Genomic DNA, 20749 nt, shown 5'->3' with positions numbered 1-20749 from the left:
ACCGCACCGCTCTTCCGACGCAAAGTCAGGGCGCCACGAAGGCCGCGTTGATTTCGAGATGCACTTCGTCGGAGACAGCGGGGACGTATGCATCGAGGCCGAAGTCGCTTCGCTTGATCGTCGCGGTGCCGTAGAACCCGACATTCAGCTTGTCGTCCATCGGATTGGTGCCCGCACCGACGAAATTCGCGTAAATCGTCACCGGCTTCGTCTGATCCTTGATCGTCAAATCGCCGACGATCGTCGCCGTATTGTCCTCTGCGGGAGTGACGGATGTCGAAACGAAGTGGGCCGTGGGATATTCGGCAGCGTTGAAGAAACTGTCTGACTGTAGGTGCTCGGCGAATTCGGCGAAGGTCACACGGACATCGTCGATCGGAAAGGTCACATCGACCTTTGCAGCGGAGAGTTTGTCCGGATCGATGGTGAGAGATCCCTCCGATGCGCCGAACAGGCCCTCCAGCATGGTGACCCCGAGATGGTTCACGGCCCAGGAGACCTGCGTATGGAGCGGATCGACCTGATATGTGCCGGCTTCGATACGGACGGGTTCCGCCTTTCCGGGTTGCTCGGCGGTCGTCGGAATCGTTTGTGCGAAAGCGGTGCCAGCGGCGAGAGCGAACGCGGCAGCAAGGATGATGCGCATGAAATGCCTTTTTCGAAGTTGAAGGGGGGAGGCCTCAGGCCCGCTTTGAATATGGCATGCGGGCAGCCGACCGGAAAGGTCTGCACCCGCCTCCCCGTCAGCCGAAGTCGCAGCGACTGCGCACCGGCGCAGAGGGTCCCCGCGCTATGCCTCGTCCGGCTGCCCGCGAAATCCCGTCGCCAGAAGATAGGTTTCTGGGCTGTCGGAGCGGCTCGCCGGCGGCTTCACATGAACGACCTTGGAATAGCTCTTCTTGAGCTCGGCCAGAAGCGTATGTTCGGTGCCGCCGCGAAAGACCTTCGCCAGGAACGCGCCGCCCGGCGCCAGGACCTCGTCGGCGAAGGCGGCGGCCGTTTCGACGAGCGCCACGATGCGCAAATGATCGGTCGGCTTGTGGCCCGTCGTCGGCGCGGCCATGTCGGACAGGACGAGATCGGCCTTATGCCCGCCCAGCGCCGCCTTGAGCGCATCCGGCGCGTCCTCGTCGAGGAAATCCTTCTGCAGGAAGGCGACGCCCGCAAGCGCGTCCATCTCCAGATAATCGATCGCCACGACGCGGGGCGCCTCGTCTGAGGACTGCACACGCTTTGCCGCCACCTGCGACCAGCCCCCCGGTGCTGCACCGAGATCGACGACCCGCAGCCCCTGTTTCAGGAGCCCGTATTTCTCGTCGATCTCGAGAAGCTTGTAGGCCGCGCGCGAGCGCATGCCTTCCGCTTTCGAGCGGGTGACATAAGGATCGTTGATCTGGCGCTCCAGCCAGCGGCGCGATGAGGGTTTGCGCTTCTTGTGGCTTGTCAGCCGCGCCATTTGGGCGTCTCCTTACCGTCTTCCAAAAGCCCGGCAGCACGCGTGTGCAGCACGTCTCGCCCGAGCCGCCTGCGCGGACGGCCTATGTCCAAAAGCGCCGGCGGTGTCATTCATCGTCACCAGAGGTGTCGGCCCGGCCGCGCCGTTTTCCATTCGCCTCGCAAGCCCTCGCCTCGCCACCTCTTCCTTCACCACCTCTCAGGCCACCGCGGCGGTGTTGGTCGTGGCGTGGCTGATCCGGACGCGGCTTCAGATGTCCGTCGGCGCGCATCAATTGGATGAGGATTCCTTCGCGCAGACCGCGATCGGCGACGCGCAGGCGCTCGCACGACCATTCAGAGCGAATCGCCTCGAAGATGGCGCAGCCGGCCAGCACAAGATCCGCACGTTCACGGCCGATGCAGGGATTGGCGATGCGCGCCGCATAATCCATGGCGCGCAGCCGCGTCATCATCGCTTCGATGTCGGCCGCTTCCATCCACAGACCATCGACGGAGCGCCGGTCATAGCGCGGCAGATCGAGATAGACGCCGGCCAGCGTCGTCACCGTGCCGGATGTGCCGAGGAGGTGAAAGCTGCGCTCGCGCAAGGCGCTCTGCAGGGCGGACCGGGCGCGGAAGCGGAAAAACTCCTTGCGCACATCGTCCACCATCGCCTGGAAGACGGCAGGCGTCACATCGACCCCGCCATAGCGCTCGGCGAGCGTCACCACGCCAACGGGTAAAGACGCCCAGGCGCGCACGAGACCCCGGCGGCGCCCGCGCCGCCGGTCGAGCCAGACGATCTCGGAAGAGCCGCCACCGATATCGAAAAGGACGGCCCCCTCTGTCGCGGGATCCAAAAGCGGGGCACAGCCCGCGGCCGCGAGATGCGCTTCCGTGCGCCGGTCGATCATCTCGAGCCGGAGACCGACCTCGCTTTGCACCCTTTCCAGAAAATCACGGCCGTTCGTCGCCTGACGGCAGGCTTCGGTGGCGATGAGGCGGGTTCGTGCGATCGGCCGTGTCTCGAGCTTCTGCCGGCAGACCTTCAGCGCTTCCACGGCGCGCGATTGCGCCTCCTCGGAAAGACAGCCGTTCTGGCCGACCCCCTCCCCGAGCCGGACGATGCGCGAAAACGAATCGACGACGCGAAAATGCTCGCCCCGCGGCTCGGCAATCAAAAGTCGGCAATTGTTCGTCCCGAGATCGAGCGCGGCATAATAAGGCCCCCGCTCGAAACTGCCATGGCGACCGCGCCATCTCGTGCCCGATCGACGGGAGCCGCTCTTGTGTTCGGCACCTTCGCGCTCCATCCGCCGATGGGAGGGCTGCGCAGCGCCTGCAGCGTCAACCGCCGCCTCGCGCAAGGATGCTGCGCGCGCCAGCGGCTCCGTCGGACCGGGCCGGAATGCGGGTCGCACCGCATTCGTGCCCTTGGTCATATGCTCTCCTCGCGCGGTCTCCTGGTTGAGACCACGCTTTCGTTGAGGAGAGAGTAACAGCGTCGCCGGCAAAGGGAAACGGTCAAGGCCGCACAGCGTGCGGGGCGGCGAAAATCTTTGACCTTCGATGGCCTCTTCGCGGGCGCTTTTTCCGGTTCCCCGGATCTTGCGAACGGGTGGCACTCTCCACGTTTGGAGCCAGCCGAACGACGTTGGCCAGGGTTGGCGCGACATTCTGGGTGCCCTGAAGCCTGTGCATGGCTTGTCGCGCCCGCAGAAAATCGCTGCAATGGCCTTGCCAAGCGCGAAAGCGGAATTTAGGTAGACGCCGTTCGGCCCGTTGGGGAATAGTTTAACGGTAGAACAGCGGACTCTGACTCCGTCGGTCCTGGTTCGAATCCAGGTTCCCCAGCCAATCACCCCTCAGTGATCGATATTCTTGCGCACTTCGGAGCCGCAAAGCCGAGACGCGCACCCAGCAAGTATCCGAGCCGCCTTCTTCGCCCGCCGGTCCCAGGGGAACCAGGGTTTCACCCGGCCGTACGGATCCGCAGTGGATCTTCTCGCCCTCGGGCCCCGCGAGGATGCCCACCTGTGCCACTCGGTGCGCGGGCGCTTCGTCGCGCGGTGCGGCGTCAGCGGTATGCGTGCAGTCATCGGCACTGTCGCATCTCCTTCGACTTGCTTCAGGACAAGCTCATCAGGCCAATTATTCTCACGCGCCCCAGTGCGGCCCGCGGTCAAGACGGGCAAGTTGAGCGGCCGGTGATACGGCGAGCGTGGGGGCTAGAGAGGGGTCGGGAAACGGCGGCCCTAAGCGATGAAAGAGGACCGCCAGCCAAGTCGCCATGCCGATGCCGTTTCCTCGAAATGACGCAGCTCTAGCTGCCTCCGCACGGGCGCGAACACGGCCGCGCGGCGTTCGACCGTTACCTGGAAACGAAATCGGTCTGCATCGCCTGCACGCAGCCCGGCTTGCGACCCGGCCCCTCCCGCCGCTCGGACCTGATCGGACACCCCGGCGAAACGCCACACCTGAAACCATTGCGCTTTCTGCTCAGATGTTTCCGTCCGAGCGAAAGAAGCTCTACGGACTGCGATCATCATCGCCAACGCGGCGGCGATAGGCTTTCAACGGATCCTCGCCTTCCTCGGCTAGCCCGCTTTCAAGTGCCGAAAGGAACAAGGAAAACAGCTGGGCCTGAGAGCTGATGCCCAGCTTCTTGTGCACCCGCTTGCGATAGACTTTGACTGTCTCCGGGCTGATCCCAATGATCCGCGCCATCGACTTGCTGGAATGGCCGCGCAACATGAGGTGGACGATCTGGTGCTCGCGTTTACTCAGGCTATCGCGCCCAAAATGGCGGGCCGAGGCCTGGATGGTCGCCAGACCGGCTTGCGCGACGGCCGGGTTCGGCTCCAGCGACTTCCAATGCTGGCGACAGAGAGATCGGGTGCAGGTGAAAATCGAAGTGAGATAGCTGGCGTCCGCCTGGCAAGCCTCGCTGTCGGCGAAGCGCCGTCCCAACGACAGCACCAGGCAGACCCCACCGTCCAACCAGATGAAGACACCGCTTTCATCGGTCAGGCGGGTCCGCGAATAATAGTCGATATAATACTCGCTCTCGAAAAAATCGTCCGGCACCTGGTCCGCCAGCCGGTAGACCCCGTCTTCGACCCCATCGCAAAACATCAAATACCAGGGATCGAGCAGATAGGCGAAGCTGAAATAAGGCTCCAGAGTGCGCGCCGCATCCGACTTGGAGAGATCGCTGAAGAGCTGCCTGGGCGGCAAATCAGGAAAGAAGGCCGAAACCACGAGACTGTCATACGAACTGCGGGTTTCGAGAAGCTCCGCGAGGCGCTCGGCGAAACTGTCGTCGCCGATCTCTTCAATGCAGCGACCGATCAGATCATACAAAATACCGGTCCCCGGATCATCCGGCGGCACAGCAGTTATTCCCCGAGTCATCGACGGCTCTTCATCCGCTCTTAGTACCCCTTCCGGGGTACTTTCCTTCGGCGGCCCCCTTTCTGCCTACTATCATTAAAAGACAGAGGGGCCTGACGGGTATGACAAATTACGATCAAGCTGCGGTCTGGCAAATGGACCGCGACCATTTCATTCATCCGTATTCGGATTTTTCCCGCTTTCAATCAGAAGGGAGCCAGATCGTCACACAGGCGCGCGGCGTCCATGTGTTCGACAGTACAGGCAAGAGCTATCTCGACGGCATTGCCGGTCTGTGGTGCGTAAACATCGGTCACGGACGCAAGGAAATGGCCGATACCATCTCCAGACAGGTCTTGGAGATGCAGTATTATAACCCGTTCGGCCATTCGACCAACGTTCCTGCCTCCGTCCTTGCCGCCAAACTCGCCGAGCTCACGCCGGGAACGCTCGATCACGTATTCTTCTCGTCCGGCGGCTCTACCGCGAACGACGCGGCCGTTCGGATCGTGCACTTCTATTTCAACCAGCTCGGCAAGCCGAGAAAGAAGAAGATCATCTCGCGGATCGACGGCTACCACGGCGCGACCTATGTGGCGGCCAGCCTGACCGGGATCCACGCCACGAAATATGGCTTCGATGCCGTAGCCGAAGACCTGATCCACCACGTCTCCGCCGCCGACATGTATTGCGGATCGCGCGGAATGGGCGAGGCGGCGTATTGCGACTATCTGGTACGGGAGTTCGAGGATCGGATCCTGCAGCTGGGCCCGGACAACGTGGCCGCCTTCATCGCCGAACCGATCATGGGAGCCGGCGGCGTGCTGGTGGCGCCCGACGGCTATCACCGGCGGATCTACGAGATATGCAAGAAATACGACATGCTCTACATCGCCGACGAGGTGGTGACCGGTTTCGGCCGTCTCGGCGAGTGGTTCGCATCGGAAACGCTCTATGGATACGTGCCCGACATTCTTGTCGTAGCCAAGGGGATCACGTCCGGCTACGTGCCGCTCGGAGCCACCATCCTGTCGGCGCACGTGCACGACGTGATCAGTCGGCCGCAGTGCGAGAACGGCCTGTTTTCGATGGGCTTCACCTATTCGGGCCACCCGGTGGCCTGCGCTGCTGCGTTGACGGCGATCGGGATCACTGAAAACGAGAACATCTTGAGCCATGTGCGCGAGGTGGGGCCTTATCTTCAAAACAGGGCCGCCGAACTCACGAAGCACCAGATCGTCGGGGATGTGCGCGGCAGCCACCTCATGCTCGGCGTCGAACTCGTTGCCGACTGGGAGAGCAAAACCGGGTTCGCGCCGGCTCAACGCGCTGGAGAGATCGTGTTTCAGGCCTGTCGCGACGCTGGGCTGATCGTGCGTCCGATCGGCAATCGTGTGGTTCTGTCGCCACCGCTGACGGTCACGAAAGAGGACTGCGACGTCATCGTCGACACGCTGAGCCAAGCGATCGAGAAGGTGACGCCCGCCCTGCTCCGGGAGGGTGAAGCGACGTCCACCGGCCAGGGCGGGATGGTGCGGCATGGGTGATGCCGGATCGAGCGTGGTCGCCGCCGCGTTTCGTCACATCACGAAGCGGTTCGGTGCGTTCACGGCCCTCGAAGACATCTCACTTGATATCTACGAGAACGAGTTTTTCACGCTTCTCGGCCCTTCCGGGTGCGGTAAGACCACGCTTCTGCGCTTGCTGGCGGGTTTCGAGCCGCCGACCAGCGGTCATATCGAGATCTTCGGGGGCGAGGTCGCCCATCTGCCGCCCAATCGCCGCCCGGTGAACACGGTCTTCCAGCACTATGCGCTCTTTCCGCACATGAGCGTGCGCGACAACGTCGCCTTTGCGCTCAAGATGCTGGGGACCCCGCGCGAGGAGTGTCGGCGTGTCCGCGACGAGGCCCTGCGGCTGGTCCATATGGAAGCCTTTGCGGACCGGATGCCGGAGCAGCTTTCGGGGGGACAGAAGCAGCGTGTCGCGCTCGCGCGAGCCCTTGCCCCCCGGCCGAAGGTCCTTCTCCTGGACGAACCGCTCTCGGCCTTGGACCTGAAGCTTCGGCAGGCGATGCGCTGGGAACTGAAGACACTCCAGCGCGAAACCGGCATCACGTTCGTGTTCGTCACGCACGATCAGGAAGAAGCTCTCGCCATGAGCGACCGGATCGCCGTTCTGTCCGACGGTGCCGTTCAGCAGCTCGGAGCCCCCTCGGAAATTTACGAGTATCCGAGGAATCGGTTCGTGGCCGATTTTATCGGAGAATCGAACCTCATTGAGGCGCGGGTCGCGTACGTGACCGAGGACAACGCCGACCTCATCATAGAAGGGGGAGCGGGAATCCGCATCCGGTGCGACGAGCGGTTGGCCGCGGGTGATAAGGTCACGCTTTCGGTTCGCCCGGAACGCATACTCTTCAATGCCGAACGAACGGCGGACACCAATGGTACGCTCTCCGCCCGGGTTTCTGAGCAGGTCTATCTCGGCAACGCCGTCGAATTCAGGCTGCAGCTCGGGGCCTCGGAGATCGTGGCACGCGCGCCCCGAGGCGGCGTCCGGGGCCAGCTCTCTTTCGAGACCGGCCAGGAGGTCGTGATCGGGTTCGAGGCGGATGCCGTCCGGGTTCTGAGGAGTTGATGGCCATGCGAGACACGACGGTCATCCCCCACCGCAACCTGCTCCTGATAGGACCGGCCCTCACGGTCGTCACCATCTTCCTCGTGGCACCCTTGTGCATGATGCTGGTGTACTCGCTGCTCCAGCCTGACACCTATGGCGGCGTGATCTGGTCGTTTTCGACAGACGCTTACGTCCAGGTCCTGTTCGAGCGCGACATCTTCGACGACACACTGGTCCCAACCGCCGACTATCTCATGATCTTCGGCCGCTCGGTCGCTCTCGCGGGATCCGGGACCATCCTGAGCTTTCTCATCGGTTTTCCGACCGCCTATTTCATTGTCACCCGGCCTGCCAATCAGCGGATGGTCTGGCTGTTCCTGATCACCGTGCCGTATTGGGTGAACCTTTTGATCCGGACGGTAGCGCTGCTGTTCGTTCTGCGCGACGACGGGCCCGTGAATGCGAGCCTGATGGGGGTCGGTCTTATCGACAGCCCGTTGCCGCTTGCGTTCAGTGACTTCGCTATCGGGCTTGGACTGATCTACTCGTACATGCCCTTCATGATACTGCCAATTTACGCCTCGCTGGAGAGGTTTGATTTCCGCCTCCTCGAGGCTGCCTACGACCTCTATGCCGGCTACCGGCAGGCGCTGTTTCGTGTCGTGTTGCCCGCTATCAAGCCGGGCATCATCGCCGGGAGCCTTTTGGTGTTCATTCCCAGCGTCGGCTCGTTTCTGGCTCCCGATATTCTCGGCGGGGGAAAGAAGATGATGATCGGGAATCTGATCGCGATGCAGTTTCAGGGGTCCCGGAACTGGCCCTTTGGCGCGGCGCTCTCGATGATCCTGCTGACGATCACGCTCATTCTGCTTTTCGTCTTCGCCCGCCGCGCCGGCAAGAGCCTGAGCGAAGCACATTGAGGCAGCGGATCATGTCCCCAAAGGCGAAGCGCAACATCAAACAATTTCCCGGGTTTGGGATCGCCGCGATCGTTTGCGTGGTGTTCCTGTATGGCCCGATCATCTATCTCGCCGCCTATTCCTTCAATGACGGGCGCTCGATCAGTGTCTGGGCCGGCTTCTCACTGCGCTGGTACGGAAAGGTCTTTGGCAACGTTGATATTCAGACGGCGACTACGAATTCGCTGATGATCGCGATATCGGCTGCGGCGATCGCGACCGTGCTGGCAATCGGAGCCGCCCTCGCTACCACGCGCAAGACACGCTTGAAACGTGGCAACGAGGCGTTCGCGCTTCTGAGTCTGCCGCTGATGGTCCCCGAGATCGTCACAGCGGTGGCGTCGCTGATCTTCTTCATCGCGATCGGCTTGAAGCTCGGTCTAATGACCGTGCTGCTCGCCCACATCGTCTTCTGCATACCGTTCGCCTACCTCCCGATCCGCGCCCGCCTTGAGTCGATGGACGACACGCTCGATGCGGCCGCTGCTGATCTCTACGCCAATCCCAGGCAAGCCTTTCTTCACGTCACCCTTCCGTTGATGTTGCCGGGGGTCGTGTCGGGCTACCTGCTCGCCTTCATCGTCTCGCTCGACGATTTCATCATCACCAGCATGGTCGCCGGCCCCGGAGCGACAACCCTTCCGCTCCAAATCTACTCAATGCTGCGCCTCGGTCTGACGCCGGAAGTCAACGCGGTTTCGACGTTGTTGGTCCTCGCCTCAACCGTCCTCGTTCTGACGTCCGTCCTTATCGGGCGGAGGTCCAATAAGACCTGAATGAAACCCGATCCAGAAAGGAACCAGGATGACTCGCTTTCGAACCATGATCCTATCGACAGCGGCCGTCGCGATCGCGTCGTTTCCTGTAGGCGCGCAGGCGGCCGGTGATCTGTATATCTATACGTGGGGCGAATACACACCGCCCGCGCTGGTGGAGAAATTTGAGCAACAGTACGACGTCGATGTGCACATCGACACGTACGACTCCAATGAGACAATGCTGGCCAAGCTGAAAGCCGGTGCGGCGGGATACGACGTCATCGTTCCCGGCGACTACATGGTTGCCATTTTGATCAAGGAAGATCTTCTGGCGAAGGTCGAGCCGAACAAAATGTCGAATTTCGACAATATCGAAGAGCGGTGGCGCGACGTCTATTGGGATCCGGGCAGGCAATATACCGTCCCGTGGGCTTGGGGCACTACCTCGTTCGTTGTCGACACGGATGTCATCAAGGGCGACCCCAACACCCTCGCCCAACTCTTCGATCCGGAAGACGCCGCGAAAGGCTCGATTAACATGCTGCGTGATGTCAACGACGTCATCAATGCGAGCCTGCGCTATCTTAATCTGCCGCGCTGCAACGCCAATCCGGACGACATGAAGAAGGTCCTCGACCTTCTCATGAAACAGAAGCAGTGGGTGAAGAGCTACAATTCGGAAACCAAGGAGCTTCTGGTCTCCGGTGAAGCCCTCGTCTCTATGAGTTGGAACGGCTATGCGATGCGGGCCCGCGATGAAAAGCCATCGCTGGTCTATGCCTATCCGAAGGAAGGCTACACGGGCTGGATGGACAATCTGGCGGTCCCGAAGACGGCGCCGAATATGGAGAACGCCAAGCTCTTCATGAACTTCATGATGGAGCCGGAAAACGCGGCGATGGTGTCAAACTACGCCCGCTACTCCAACGGCATCAAGGGCAGCAAGGCGTTCATGGATAAAGATCTGGCCGATGCGCCCGAGATTTCGCCGCCTGAGAGCGCGCCGGATCCGGAATTCGTTCCGCCATGCGATCCGGAAGTCGTGCAGCTGTACGACAGGGTATGGACGAAGCTTCTGCGATGAGGGCGTAACGCGCTCCCCGCCAAACAGCGAAAGCTAGACTGAGCAGTTTGATGGTCACCCATCATCAGCTTGTGCCGGCCTTTTTAGCCCTCTCCCGGGCAGTCTCCAATCAAGAAGGCGGAGGACGGCAAGCCGAAGCAGGTCGACACCGCAGTGCCGGCTTTCGGCTACAAGAACCACGCCAGCATCGACCGGCATCGCGGCTTCATCCCGGCCGGTCGGTGACGAATGCTGTGGCCTATGACGGTGCGCAGCTCGAGCGGGTCATCCGACGCAACACCGGCTCCAGGGTCTGGGCCGACACCGCTCACCGCCCAAAGAAGAACGAGGCCTGGCTGTGGAAGCACGGCCACGTCTCCGACATCCACCAGAATACGCCGAAGGGGCGGCAGATGAGCGAGCGCATGGCGCAGGCCAACGGCCGGCGATCGAAGGTCCGCTCGGCGATCGAGCACGTCTTCGCGCGTGTGAAGGGGCCAATGGCGCTGTTCGTGAGGACCATCGGAATCGTCAGGGCGAAAGCGAAGATCGGGATGGCCAACCTTGCCTACAACCTGATGCGGTTGGTCTGGCACTAGGGGAGAACTGCGCCCGCATGACGCGGGAAGGCGCCGAGGAGGGCGTCGCCAATCATGAAAAATCGGCCGAAATAAAGCTGACGATCGCCGTCTGCCCCGTTGCCGCTCCTCCCGAGACGGGCGCTGCCGCCATCGGAGACCGAAGACAAGATTCTTCGAGGTGTCCAGTCGCAGTGATGTTCAACGGCTGAATCCTCGACGAACCGGACCGGGTCATAGGAAATGGCTTCGCAGAAAGGGGCTGACGGGGCGCAGATTGGAGCGGCAACAAATGACTTCGTCATTGTTCCGCGCATACCGCGCTCCGCAAGAGATCATCAGCGGTTTGGCCGGGCAGTTGCGAGATAACCCGAATATTTGCTGCGGCTGCTGCAAATGCCGCGTTTCAGAAAGACGAAGTCCGAATTGCGTCGCGGTGCCATTCGTTTCGGGGCGAGGAAAAGCACACGGTTAGGGGAAGACCGGTCGCACGCCCCATGGCGCCGAGAAACGCAGCTTCTGTGCCTTCTCTCGGCTCTCCCTCGCTTAGCCAGACAAATCGCTTTTTCGCCTGATCCAGACAGGTCATCGCCAAAGACGCACGACACGGGACTGTGCTCCGGGCCAGGTCCAAGGCGATGCGATCAGCGAGTTTTGCGGGATCGATAAGCCCGTGGCGCATGGTCTCCTGCCAAGGATTTGGCTGGTTGGTCGGATCCTCCAGCGCATACCACTGTTTGATAGGCCTTTCGTCTTCCATTGGCCCGCGCCCGTGACGTGTGAGATAGCAGCGAGAGGCGAATATGGCATCAAGGCTCTCGATACCAGCTTCCGCCGCAATGGCACTGATATTGGCAAGTCCGGTTTTAGATCGGGTGACGAAGGGAAAGCCGGATGCGTTCTGATCGAGGAGCAGCCCTTGAGCAGCTTCAAAGATCACAGTGTCTTCCTCGCCGATCTGCGGATCGTCCCGCCGTCCCACGCGGCGCGCGAACTCGGTGCATTGTGCGACAAAGCAGTCCAGCAGATCCCGAGAGCTGGCGAAGGCAAGAGGGCCGAAGCCGGGGCGAAGGTCCATCTCTTCCAGCCGCTTCGGCAGCCATTCCTCCCGGATTGCGATCAGCCGATCCTTCAACCCTGGTCGATAAAGATCCGCGACCGTCAGGGCGTATGGGCCCGTCTCGCAGCGGCCGACAGTCTCGCCGAAACCGAGGCCGCAGCTGCCATGCCGGGCACCGTCACGCGCCAACTCAGCGGCTTGGTTGACCATCATGTCGAACGGAGTGGTGACGAAGCCCCGCGGATCGGCGGAGATCGCGGGCAAGTCTAGATGGCGGCTGAGAGCCGTCACTTCCTCGGCGAACAGGATCGGATGGGACACCATGTAGCGCGAGAGATGCGTGCGGGCGCCCCTGAAGGTGCCCGATCCGACATGATGGAAGACATGGCGTCTCCCTTTCGGTGTTTCGACTGTGTGTCCGGCTTGCGCACCGCCATTGCTCCGCACGACGAGCGCTTTTGGCCCCGAGGAAGCGGCCAGCCAGTCGACTGTCCGCCCCTTGCCTTCATCGCCATAGCTCGCGCCGATCACTGCCCAAGCGCGAGTCATCGCTGGCCTCCGGCCCATCCACCCCAGGGACGGCGACGAAGGGGAGCAGGAAGGAGCCCTGAGAGGCCGGCTTTATGGGTCGGCGCACGGATGCTCGCCGCCTCGATAGTCGATACGATCGTTTGCGCAAGCTGGGCAGGGTTCCTCAGATGGATGACCCGCTCGGGCAGAATGGCCTCCCACGAGCTGCGAACCTCCCGAATGTGGTTCGCGGCATATGAGCCATCGACGATGATGTGGAATACTTCGTAGCTCTCGCTCGCGAGCCTGACCGCCTCCCGGCCTGTCACACCTTGGCGCGCCTCCGCGCCGAACACGCGCGAAAGCTGCTCGCGGGTGGCCCCGTCATGCACCGGTTCGTCGCCGACCGTGAACAGGAAGCCCCGCTTGCCGCGCCTTTCCATAGCGTCATGCGCCGTTTTGAGCCCGGCGAAGATGTGGGCGAGGCAGTAGCTCTCGCCTCCATTGCCGCCGCCACCGCCCTCAAGCCACAACTGCCGGAGTTGCTCGACGATACGCAAATCCGCTTCAAACTGGGTAACCTGTAGCGGAGCCCGGTCACATTGCGCATCGCCGATGGCCATTGCCATCACATGCGGGTCGCTGACTGGCTTGCGGCCGATGAGTGAAGTGAAGGCCTCGTTCAGCCCCTTCACCACCAGCTCCTCGGCCAGAATGCCCATCGATCCGGTGACGTCGACACCGATGATGATGGGCGTCGCCTCTGGATTCTCGGCACTGTCGCGGGACTCCCTCACCTTGATCTGTGCCGGATCGTAAGCGTCCTTCATGCGCTTTGCCTCGAAAAGCTCCGAGCGGCTGCGACCGCTGACCGAACGAGCGGCGTAGACCGCCCAGTCCCGATCGCTCCAGTTTCCGTGCCCCATGGCCGGTTCCTTCCTTGGTTCTGAGAGGCTCCTGTGCTGCCTGCCAGCACCGCCTGATTAAATGCATTTTGCATATTACCTAATAAGATGCAAGATGCCGTTTATGGAAACCAAGTTTGAAGCGCCTATCCTGACGGTGGACGTCGTGCCCCTCACGGTCCATGAAGAGCGGCTCTGCGTGCTGAGGGCCAGGCGCGAGAAGGAGCCTTTCGCGGAATCCGATGCATTGATCGGCGGCTATGTGCATGTGGATGAGGACGACCATCTCGGCGCAACGACCCGGCGGGTCTTGATGCAGAAAGCGGGGCTGAACGAGCTGTACGTCGAGCAGCTATCCACCTTTTCCGGGTCCGGCCGCGATCCGCGCGGATGGTCGGTGAGCGTTGCCTATTTCTCGCTCTCGCCGATCGAAGCGCTTCGCCCCGCGCTCTCGCGCGAAGGGCTCACGCTGACGCCTGTCGAAGAGGCAGGTGGCATGCCGTTCGACCACGATCTCATCTTGTCGGCTGCTTTAAAGCGCCTGCGCGGCAAGGGCGCCTATTCCGACCTGCCAGCGCGTTTCCTGCCGCGGGAGTTTACGCTGTCGGAACTGCACGACATCTACCAGATCGCGCTCGGCCAGAGGCTCAATATCGATGCCTTTCGGCGCAAGGTCTTCGAACGAGACTTCATCGAGGAGACGGGCGGGAAACGGCGAATGCCTGGCGCCAACCGTCCCTCGGCGGTTTACCGCTTGAAGAAGGGAACTTCGGTCTTCGATCGTCGGATCTGACCGCCACAGCGTGTGCTCCCGCGGACGTTGCTGCGAGCGATGGGACGAGAAGGAAATATGCGCTTAATAGCGCTCGCGGGCGCTGCAACGCCCGCGCAGTTATCAATGACGTTGTCAACGGAGACCTATCGCCTCATCACCTCTCGCCGCCGCCTTACGCAAAGACTTCGGCGAGGTCGGTGAAGCCGACGCCTTCCTTGATCTCGCGCAGCCGCGCGTAAGTCATTGCCACTGCAATGGACACGATCGAGGTGGTGATGCCGCTGACGAGCCCCTGGGCGACGACCAGGAACACTCCGCCGAAGAGGCCGACGAAAATTGCCATGACAAAGGCAATCACATACGCGATGAGGTAGACGACCACGAGCAACAGCACGATGGGCCAGCGATAGTCCTTGGTCAAACTGGCTGAACGACCGACCGCTCCGAAGCCGGCACCTTCGATCATGATGGCGGGCACGAAGACGGCAGTAACGCCGAGCACCCATACGCCGGGGACGATCAGCAAGACGAGGCCGATGGCAATCAGAATGTAGACGAAGATCGCCATGACGATCAGCGGCAGAAGGCGCTTGAGGGCACTCATCACATAGGTGCCGAGACGGATCGGCCGTCCGCTCTTGGCGTCGTAGGCCGCCAGCACCAGCATGCCGGTCATCACTTGATAGATGATCAAAGGCGGAACTGCACCTAAGAGGATGACGCCGAAGTTCTCCTCGGCCCCCGGCCCCGCGCTCGCCATCAGGAAAAAGAACGGCACCTGGCCCAGAACGCCGACGACACCGCCGATGACGGCGAAAACGACGAAGCGCTTTCCAAATATGGAGAAGGTTTCCCCTAGGCGCGCGCCGACGCCGAAGCTTGGCTTGTCGGTGGGAGTGTCGGTTATCGTCATGTCAGCCCCTTGGTTGATGAATGTTGTACCTGGTTCGTGGGTTCGTTGGTGCGTCCCGGTCCTTCAGCGCCATTCGACGCCGCAGGCGATGCCGTGGAACGGATCGGCCCCGGGGCTGGCGCGAGGACGGCGGACGCGGTCGGTTCGCCGTGATGGAACTTGTTAGCGCGCGCTTCCCCGAAGAGCTTCTTCTTTTCGAGATACCCCCGCTGGGCGACGTAGAAGCTGCGTAGGAACGCTTCCTCATCCTTCGGCTCCACGCTTTCATCATAGCCGATCTTGGCACGGATCCGCTGGCCGACGGCAGTGAGCCCATTGAGCCGCTCCTTGCCGGGAGATGGCGCTGCGGTCGCTCTCGCCTGAGGCCTGAGCAGCTTTTCCAGCACCTGCAGCTCATACGCGCCGTAAACGTCGAGTTGGGCGCTCGTAAAGACGAAACGTTCCAGGGTTGCCTGATCGGCCTTGGTGGCCACGTCTTCGAGCAGCACCGGACGCGGATCGACGATGACCGCGGTGCCGGCGGCAAGATCGCCGAGCCGCTGGTTGGCGCGGTTGACGATCGGCACTGCGAAGACCGCCGCAAGCCAGGTGAACATCAAAATCACCAACCAGCTCGGCATAGTCTGGAACGTGAGAAGAAAGCTGATCGGCAGGAAGACCTCCACCTCCTTCGTCAGGTTGCGCATGACGACCTGATGGGTGGAAAGCCCGGCTCCATCCCGCGAGACCACCCGAATGCCGACCAGTCGTTTGCCCGGTGTGCGGCCGTTCATGAACAGCTCGCACAGCATGTAGAAGGGCGCGCCCAACAACAGCACGATCAATCCGCCGATGGCACTTTCGCCTGCCATTCCCGGCCGCGAGAGGACCGAAATGACGAGAAAGAGCACGATCGTGGCGAGGGTGGTGATAATGAAGTCGATGAGCTGGGCGCCGCAACGCGCCGCGATGGTGGCGACCGCAAGGTTGAGCGGCGCGCCTTCGGGCGGGATCAACGAGAGAACCTTGCCCTGTTTCACCTCGCCGGCGCGGACCATGCGTTCGCGAGCCTTCCTTTCGCGCCGGTTCTTCGGCCAACCCATCAGCTGGCCTCCCCGATCCGGTCCGCTGGCACCATTTGATCGATCGCGCCGACCGGACCGCGCTTGCGACCACAGAGGCTGAACCAGGCGAGCCAGCAGACGCCCAGCCCCCATCCGATGACGATACGCGCCCAGAGGCTGGTGACGAGAGTGCGGCCGAAGGATTCCAGCACGCCGGCGACGACCAGCATCAAGGCGGCAACCAGGGCGAGCTTGGCAGCGTCCCTGCCCGCTTTGCGCAGGGCCGCTGCACGGCTGCGCTGTCCGGGAAACAGCACGGCAAGCCCCAGCGATAATCCTCCCCCCGTGGCGATCGCGACGGCGGAAAGCTCAGTGACGCCGTGAATAGACAACCAGCCGACAAAATCGAGCGCGAGCCCCTTTTGAGCATGGATCGCCGTGAAAGCCCCAAGGACAGCACCGTTGTAGAGAGCAAGGAGAAGGCTTGGCACACAGACGACGACGCCGAGCGCGAAGGAAAAAAGGGCGACCTGGGTATTGTGCGAGAAGAGGTAGCTGGCGAAGGCGCCGAGCCCACCTAGCTCCGCACCCTCCTTGTCGTAAAGAAGCCTCTTAAGCGCCTCGGCGCTGGCTCTTGGTCCGCGTCCGCCGGCAAGACTCTCCGGCACGAAAGCGTAGAACCAGGTGGGGTCGCTCATCGCGAGCAGATATGCAGCGACGGCGCCGATGGTCATGACGACATAGGCAATGAGAATAACCATCGCCGAGCGACGGACGGCCTGGGGCGCGCTGCGGGTGAAGAAGCGCGTAAACAGCCCGCGGAGCGTTTCGCGCGGCGCGTAGATCAGCAAATAGGCACGGGCGCAGAGGCTTTCGAGATAATCGACCACGCTGGCATCGAGAGAAATTTCCCGGGCGACGGAAAGGGACGCGATCGCCTGGCGATAGAGCGGCACGAGATCGCGCGCATCATCGAAATCAAGCTTCGATAGTCCACGCTTCTCGGCAGCAGCCACAATCGCAGCAAGGCGTTGCCACCCGGCTTCGCGCTCAGCCCTGAACCTGCTGGAGCGGATAACGTCGGCGCTTGTCGTCATATCAGCTCCCGCTCCCTGATTCTCAGGTAGGTGGAGATGAGCCGCGCGCTCACCTCACCCGGCCGCGCATCGATGACGAAGACGCCGAGCCGGGATAGGCGATCTAAAACGGCGCGGCGCTCGCGTTCCAATCCGGCGGCGGCCACCACGCTCGCCACGGCGCCCAGATCGCTCGCGGCGTGACGTGTCATGTCCGACAGGAGCGGGTCGCGAAGGGAAACGAAGACGACGACGTGATGCCGGTTCAGCACCGCCACGTTCTCGACCAGGAGTTCGGCGGTCGTCGTGTCGACGAAGTCGGAGAACACGATTACCAGGCTGCGCCGGTTCAACTTCTGGCCGAGATGGGTCATAGCCAGGGTATGATTGGTTTCCACCGAGCGATATTCGAGCTCTGCAACCCGGGTTCTGAGATGGGAGAAGGCTTTCATGCCGCCGCCGGGTGGAACATAGATGCGGGGGCGCGCGTCGAAGGCGTAGAGCCCGACGAGGTCACCACCCTTCACAGCAGCCCAGGCGAGCGCCATGGCGGAGTCGATCATGTGATCGATCTTGGCAAGCCCGGCGATCTCCTCGCGCATGAGATGGCCGTTATCCATGGCAAGCACGATGTTGTGGTTGCGTTCGGCCCGCATCTCACGGGCAACAAGATTGCGGTGACGAGCTGACCGCTTGTAGTCGATGGCACGACTGTCCATGCCTGATACGAAGTCGCGCAGCTGATGAAACTCCGAACCTTCCCCGCGATTGAGGGCCGCGCGAGCGCCGAAGGTTTCGGTCGCGATCTGCAAGTCGATGTCTCCGGAAGTCACGCGCCTGAGATTGGGTGTGACGACGAGCCGGGTAGCGACAGGATAGAAAGCGATATGGTCGAGAAGCTTCAGCCTACCCAGGCGTAACACCGCAACCTCGCCGGGCCGGTAGTCACCGCGCCGCACGCCCCTGACCGTGATCGTGGCGCTGGCGTCTTGCGAAGCATCCGAGACACCAAATTCCGCCGGGCCCTCGATGCCAGACGGCCAAGCGAGGCGAAAGCGCACCGGACCGCCCGCTGCAGGAACGCGGCTCACCCTCTCCCGTGCTACCAGAGCGAAACGCAGTTTCGTCGTCTCGCCGACGAAAAACTCTCGGGTCTCCGGCGCCTCGACGGTAAAGCGTTTGGCGCCGGGCGTCGTCGTCGCGTCGATAACGAGCGCAGCCATCAGGGCGCCCCAGGCGACGATGATGGTCGCCGGCGGCACCTGCGCGAATGCGAGGATCGCGAGGGACGCGGCAACCAGCAGCCCGGCGACAATCAGGAGACGGCGCGAAGGACGCATCAGCGCGGCGCGGGGATTTGCTCGAGCACCGAAGACAGCACCGCGGCCGGACTGCGGCCCTCAATCTCGGCGGTGGGCGAAAGCACGATCCTGTGACGCATCGTCGAAACAAAGAGCAGCTTGACGTCGTCGGGGATAGCGTAGTCCCGACCGTCGAGGGCCGCCTTGGCGCGCACCGCGCCGCAAAGGGCATCGGCGGCGCGGGTTGAGACACCGTGGGCGATCTCGGCCTCGCTGCGCGTGGCGCGGGCCAGCGCCAGGACGTAGCGCAGGATCTCGTCGTCTAGCCGGATCTCATCGATCAACTTCTGACCGGCGCGGATCTCCTCAAGCCCCGCCACGGGCATGATCGCCGCCTTGCGCGCGTCATGCTCAAGCGCCTGGCCGGCATGGCGCTTGAGGATCGACAATTCAGCCGCCTCGTCGGGAAAATCAATCACCAGCTTAAACAGGAAACGGTCGAGTTGAGCCTCGGGCAACGGATAGGTGCCTTGCTGCTCCAGTGGATTTTGGGTAGCGACAGTGAAGAAGACATCACCAACCGGATAGTCGACGCCGTCGATGGTGACATTGCGTTCGTTCATCACCTGTAGCAGTGCGGCCTGAGTCTTGGGGGGTGCGCGGTTGATCTCGTCAGTCAGCAGGATGTCGGTGAAGATCGGCCCCTTGACCAAGTTGAAGCGGCTGGCGTTGAAGTCGAAGATGTTGGAGCCAATGACATCGCCGGGCATAAGATCCGGAGTGAACTGGATGCGGTTGAAGTCAAGGTGAAGCGCAGCCGCCAGACTCTGGGCCAGAAGCGTCTTCGCCGTTCCCGGCGGTCCTTCCAAAAGGCAATGTCCTCTGGCGAAAAGCGAGACGAGAAGCAGCTCGACGACCTCGTCCTGCCCTTGAACCGCCTTTCCGATCTCGGTGGCCACCCTGTCGCGCAGGCTACGCAGTTCGTCCAAATTCATGCTGTGTCTCCTGAATAATGGCGTCGAAGGCGGCGAGCGCCTCGAACCGGGCACGCTGTTCCGCCTGCTGGTCGGTGACCGCCCCGTAGGCCGTTGCGAGCCGCTCGCCAAGTTCGGCCGAGCGGTTGCGGATCAGTGGAAGCAATGCCTCGAAATTGCGCTCGCCGGGGCGTGACTCATTGGTGCTCGCCGCGGTGGAGCGCTCGGGGCGGCGCCGATGGCTGCCGAGAAGCTCCGAGGCGAGCGCCTCCAGCCGGTCTTTGACATAGGTTTCGATGAGCGCCGCCTCGGCTCCTGACAGCATGAGGATGCGCCGTGAGGCGGCGATGGTGCGCTGCTTGGAAGCCGAGCGGGCTTCGTCAAGATGATCTTCGACCGGGCGCCCGAAGCGCCGACTGCCCCGCCAAAGGGCGAGGCCGGAGGCAAGCACGACGCCGACCCAGAACAGCGAGAACGGATAACGGAAAAAACGCTCAAGGTCGGCGATCGTGCGCTCGTGGGTGTCCTTGCCGGCAATCTCTTCGTCGCCCGGCTGCGTTTCATCAGCCTCATTGTCGATATAGACAGGGAGCTCACCCGCGAGCTGCCGCACGACGGCCAGCGCGATCGCAGCGTTTTCGCCGTTCCCAAGGCCGTGATTGTCGAGAAGATCGGGATCGGAGAGAACGTAGAGAACCGTGCCGTCGCCGAAGATCCCCTCGCCACAATCCCCGAGAAGCGTACCAACATCCTTGATGGTGAGGAGCGGCACGCAGAGCTCGTCGAGATCTGGCCCGAGCACCTGCGGTGCGTAGAGAGCGACCTCATTGTTAGAAACATCCCCGAAAGCTGAGGCCTCCATGCCCTGCGACTTGAAGTTCACCGCTTGTGGCCGCGTGACTGCCTTCCCATAAAAGGCGATACGGTCTGCTGGAATGAGGAGATCGGGGTGGGCTCTCCCGCGAGAGACGATACCACTGCGCCATTTCGGCAGGACGGCCAAAACCGGCCCGTCATAGAGCTTGCCCTCGAAAGCCCGAAGAGACATGGGACGTGGCGCCAGGCTGCCGCGGACATCCTCAAGGCCATCGGTCTGCGCGGTCGCCTCGTCTTGAAGGTCGTTGTCATAGATCGGTACGATGCGAAACGCTTGGCGCGGCCCGTCTTCGGTCTGATCAAGATAAGGCAGAGTTTCTACGCCATTCGCCTGCAGCCATACGTCTAGCCCGTCAAAGCCAATGGCGCTTTTTCCGAGAGTGAAGCCGCTGGTAAAATAGATGATCGCACCGGCGGCGATCATCACGGCCAGTAAGATCGCCGTCGTCGCCACGTTGCCGCTTGCGTGCGTCGCACCGCTGTCAGCCTGGCTTTGTGTCCTCATG

Annotated in this window: 19 protein-coding genes, 1 tRNA gene and 1 pseudogene; 8 read left to right on the top strand and 13 right to left on the bottom strand. The window is 62.2% G+C overall.

Annotation, left to right across the window (positions count from 1 at the left end):
• Nucleotides 1–25: 25 nt before the first annotated feature.
• From EO094_RS13995 to EO094_RS13985, 3 genes are all read right to left on the bottom strand, one after another.
• A complete protein-coding gene (locus tag EO094_RS13995) occupies nt 26–646 on the bottom strand; it encodes a YceI family protein (protein ID WP_128293130.1) in 621 nt (206 codons plus the stop codon).
• A gap of 144 nt (nt 647–790) precedes the next feature.
• Nucleotides 791–1456 (bottom strand): RlmE family RNA methyltransferase, encoded by a 666-nt coding sequence (locus tag EO094_RS13990; protein WP_092816519.1) that lies wholly within the window; start codon nt 1454–1456, stop codon nt 791–793.
• Between the two features lie 106 nt (nt 1457–1562).
• Nucleotides 1563–2879: a Ppx/GppA phosphatase family protein gene (locus EO094_RS13985; RefSeq protein ID WP_128293128.1), complete on the bottom strand. Its 1317-nt coding sequence runs from the start codon at nt 2877–2879 to the stop codon at nt 1563–1565.
• 341 nt (nt 2880–3220) lie between these two features.
• Here EO094_RS13985 and EO094_RS13980 point away from each other — a divergent pair.
• A tRNA-Gln gene (locus EO094_RS13980) sits at nt 3221–3294 on the top strand.
• Between the two features lie 48 nt (nt 3295–3342).
• Here EO094_RS13980 and EO094_RS18760 read toward each other — a convergent pair.
• Both EO094_RS18760 and EO094_RS13975 read right to left on the bottom strand, forming a co-directional pair.
• Nucleotides 3343–3530 (bottom strand): annotated as a pseudogene (locus tag EO094_RS18760) (hypothetical protein); the annotation flags it as partial.
• A gap of 436 nt (nt 3531–3966) precedes the next feature.
• Nucleotides 3967–4851, bottom strand: a complete 885-nt coding sequence (locus tag EO094_RS13975; RefSeq protein WP_128293126.1) for a helix-turn-helix transcriptional regulator — start codon at nt 4849–4851, stop codon at nt 3967–3969.
• 101 nt (nt 4852–4952) lie between these two features.
• Here EO094_RS13975 and EO094_RS13970 point away from each other — a divergent pair, with 101 nt between their 5' ends.
• From EO094_RS13970 to EO094_RS13945, 6 genes are all read left to right on the top strand, one after another.
• On the top strand, nt 4953–6377 hold the full coding sequence (locus EO094_RS13970; RefSeq protein ID WP_128293124.1) for an aminotransferase: 1425 nt from the start codon (nt 4953–4955) through the stop codon (nt 6375–6377).
• Nucleotides 6370–7470, top strand: coding sequence for an ABC transporter ATP-binding protein (locus EO094_RS13965; protein ID WP_128293122.1), 1101 nt, complete (start codon nt 6370–6372; stop codon nt 7468–7470). Before EO094_RS13970 ends, EO094_RS13965 begins: the two co-directional genes overlap by 8 nt.
• Nucleotides 7471–7568: 98 nt before the next feature.
• Nucleotides 7569–8372 carry an ABC transporter permease gene (locus tag EO094_RS13960; protein ID WP_246008537.1) on the top strand — a complete coding sequence of 268 codons (804 nt, stop codon included), beginning with the start codon at nt 7569–7571 and terminating at the stop codon, nt 8370–8372.
• An 11-nt stretch (nt 8373–8383) separates the two neighbouring features.
• The gene (locus EO094_RS13955) at nt 8384–9187 is read left to right on the top strand and encodes an ABC transporter permease (RefSeq protein ID WP_128293118.1); all 804 of its coding nucleotides are present in this window, start codon (nt 8384–8386) and stop codon (nt 9185–9187) included.
• 28 nt (nt 9188–9215) lie between these two features.
• Complete coding sequence (locus EO094_RS13950; RefSeq protein ID WP_246008513.1) at nt 9216–10253, top strand: extracellular solute-binding protein; 1038 nt, start codon at nt 9216–9218, stop codon at nt 10251–10253.
• A gap of 50 nt (nt 10254–10303) precedes the next feature.
• On the top strand, nt 10304–10831 hold the full coding sequence (locus EO094_RS13945) for a transposase (protein WP_205649913.1): 528 nt from the start codon (nt 10304–10306) through the stop codon (nt 10829–10831).
• Nucleotides 10832–11216: 385 nt separating this feature from the next.
• On the opposite strand, the gene EO094_RS13940 is transcribed toward EO094_RS13945, so the two are convergent.
• Together EO094_RS13940 and EO094_RS13935 are read right to left on the bottom strand one after the other, a co-directional pair.
• The gene (locus EO094_RS13940; RefSeq protein WP_164879667.1) at nt 11217–12401 is read right to left on the bottom strand and encodes an adenylosuccinate synthetase; all 1185 of its coding nucleotides are present in this window, start codon (nt 12399–12401) and stop codon (nt 11217–11219) included.
• 14 nt (nt 12402–12415) lie between these two features.
• Nucleotides 12416–13306 (bottom strand): hypothetical protein, encoded by an 891-nt coding sequence (locus EO094_RS13935; protein ID WP_128293114.1) that lies wholly within the window; start codon nt 13304–13306, stop codon nt 12416–12418.
• 103 nt (nt 13307–13409) lie between these two features.
• Between EO094_RS13935 and EO094_RS13930 the strand changes: the two genes are divergently transcribed.
• The gene (locus tag EO094_RS13930; RefSeq protein WP_128293112.1) at nt 13410–14078 is read left to right on the top strand and encodes an NUDIX hydrolase; all 669 of its coding nucleotides are present in this window, start codon (nt 13410–13412) and stop codon (nt 14076–14078) included.
• 154 nt (nt 14079–14232) lie between these two features.
• Here the strand turns inward: EO094_RS13930 and EO094_RS13925 are convergent, their stop codons facing one another.
• From EO094_RS13925 to EO094_RS13900, 6 genes are read right to left on the bottom strand one after another with little or no spacing between them, the layout of a single operon-like run.
• Nucleotides 14233–14973, bottom strand: a complete 741-nt coding sequence (locus EO094_RS13925; RefSeq protein WP_128293110.1) for a hypothetical protein — start codon at nt 14971–14973, stop codon at nt 14233–14235.
• Nucleotides 14970–16055 (bottom strand): RDD family protein, encoded by a 1086-nt coding sequence (locus tag EO094_RS13920; RefSeq protein ID WP_164879666.1) that lies wholly within the window; start codon nt 16053–16055, stop codon nt 14970–14972. Before EO094_RS13920 ends, EO094_RS13925 begins: the two co-directional genes overlap by 4 nt.
• A complete protein-coding gene (locus tag EO094_RS13915; RefSeq protein ID WP_128293105.1) occupies nt 16055–17113 on the bottom strand; it encodes a stage II sporulation protein M in 1059 nt (352 codons plus the stop codon). Before EO094_RS13915 ends, EO094_RS13920 begins: the two co-directional genes overlap by 1 nt.
• Nucleotides 17110–18432, bottom strand: a complete 1323-nt coding sequence (locus tag EO094_RS13910) for a DUF58 domain-containing protein (RefSeq protein WP_128293102.1) — start codon at nt 18430–18432, stop codon at nt 17110–17112. The genes EO094_RS13915 and EO094_RS13910 overlap by 4 nt, the downstream gene beginning before the upstream one ends.
• Nucleotides 18432–19388, bottom strand: coding sequence for an AAA family ATPase (locus EO094_RS13905; RefSeq protein WP_128293099.1), 957 nt, complete (start codon nt 19386–19388; stop codon nt 18432–18434). The genes EO094_RS13910 and EO094_RS13905 overlap by 1 nt, the downstream gene beginning before the upstream one ends.
• A complete protein-coding gene (locus EO094_RS13900) occupies nt 19366–20748 on the bottom strand; it encodes a hypothetical protein (protein ID WP_128293097.1) in 1383 nt (460 codons plus the stop codon). Before EO094_RS13900 ends, EO094_RS13905 begins: the two co-directional genes overlap by 23 nt.
• Between the last annotated feature and the right edge of the window lies 1 nt (nt 20749).

Origin of the sequence: Afifella aestuarii, assembly GCF_004023665.1 — a bacterium.
Lineage (GTDB): Bacteria > Pseudomonadota > Alphaproteobacteria > Rhizobiales > Afifellaceae > Afifella > Afifella aestuarii.
Note: the sequence above shows the minus strand (reverse complement) of the source record. Positions and strands in the feature narration are given on the sequence as shown.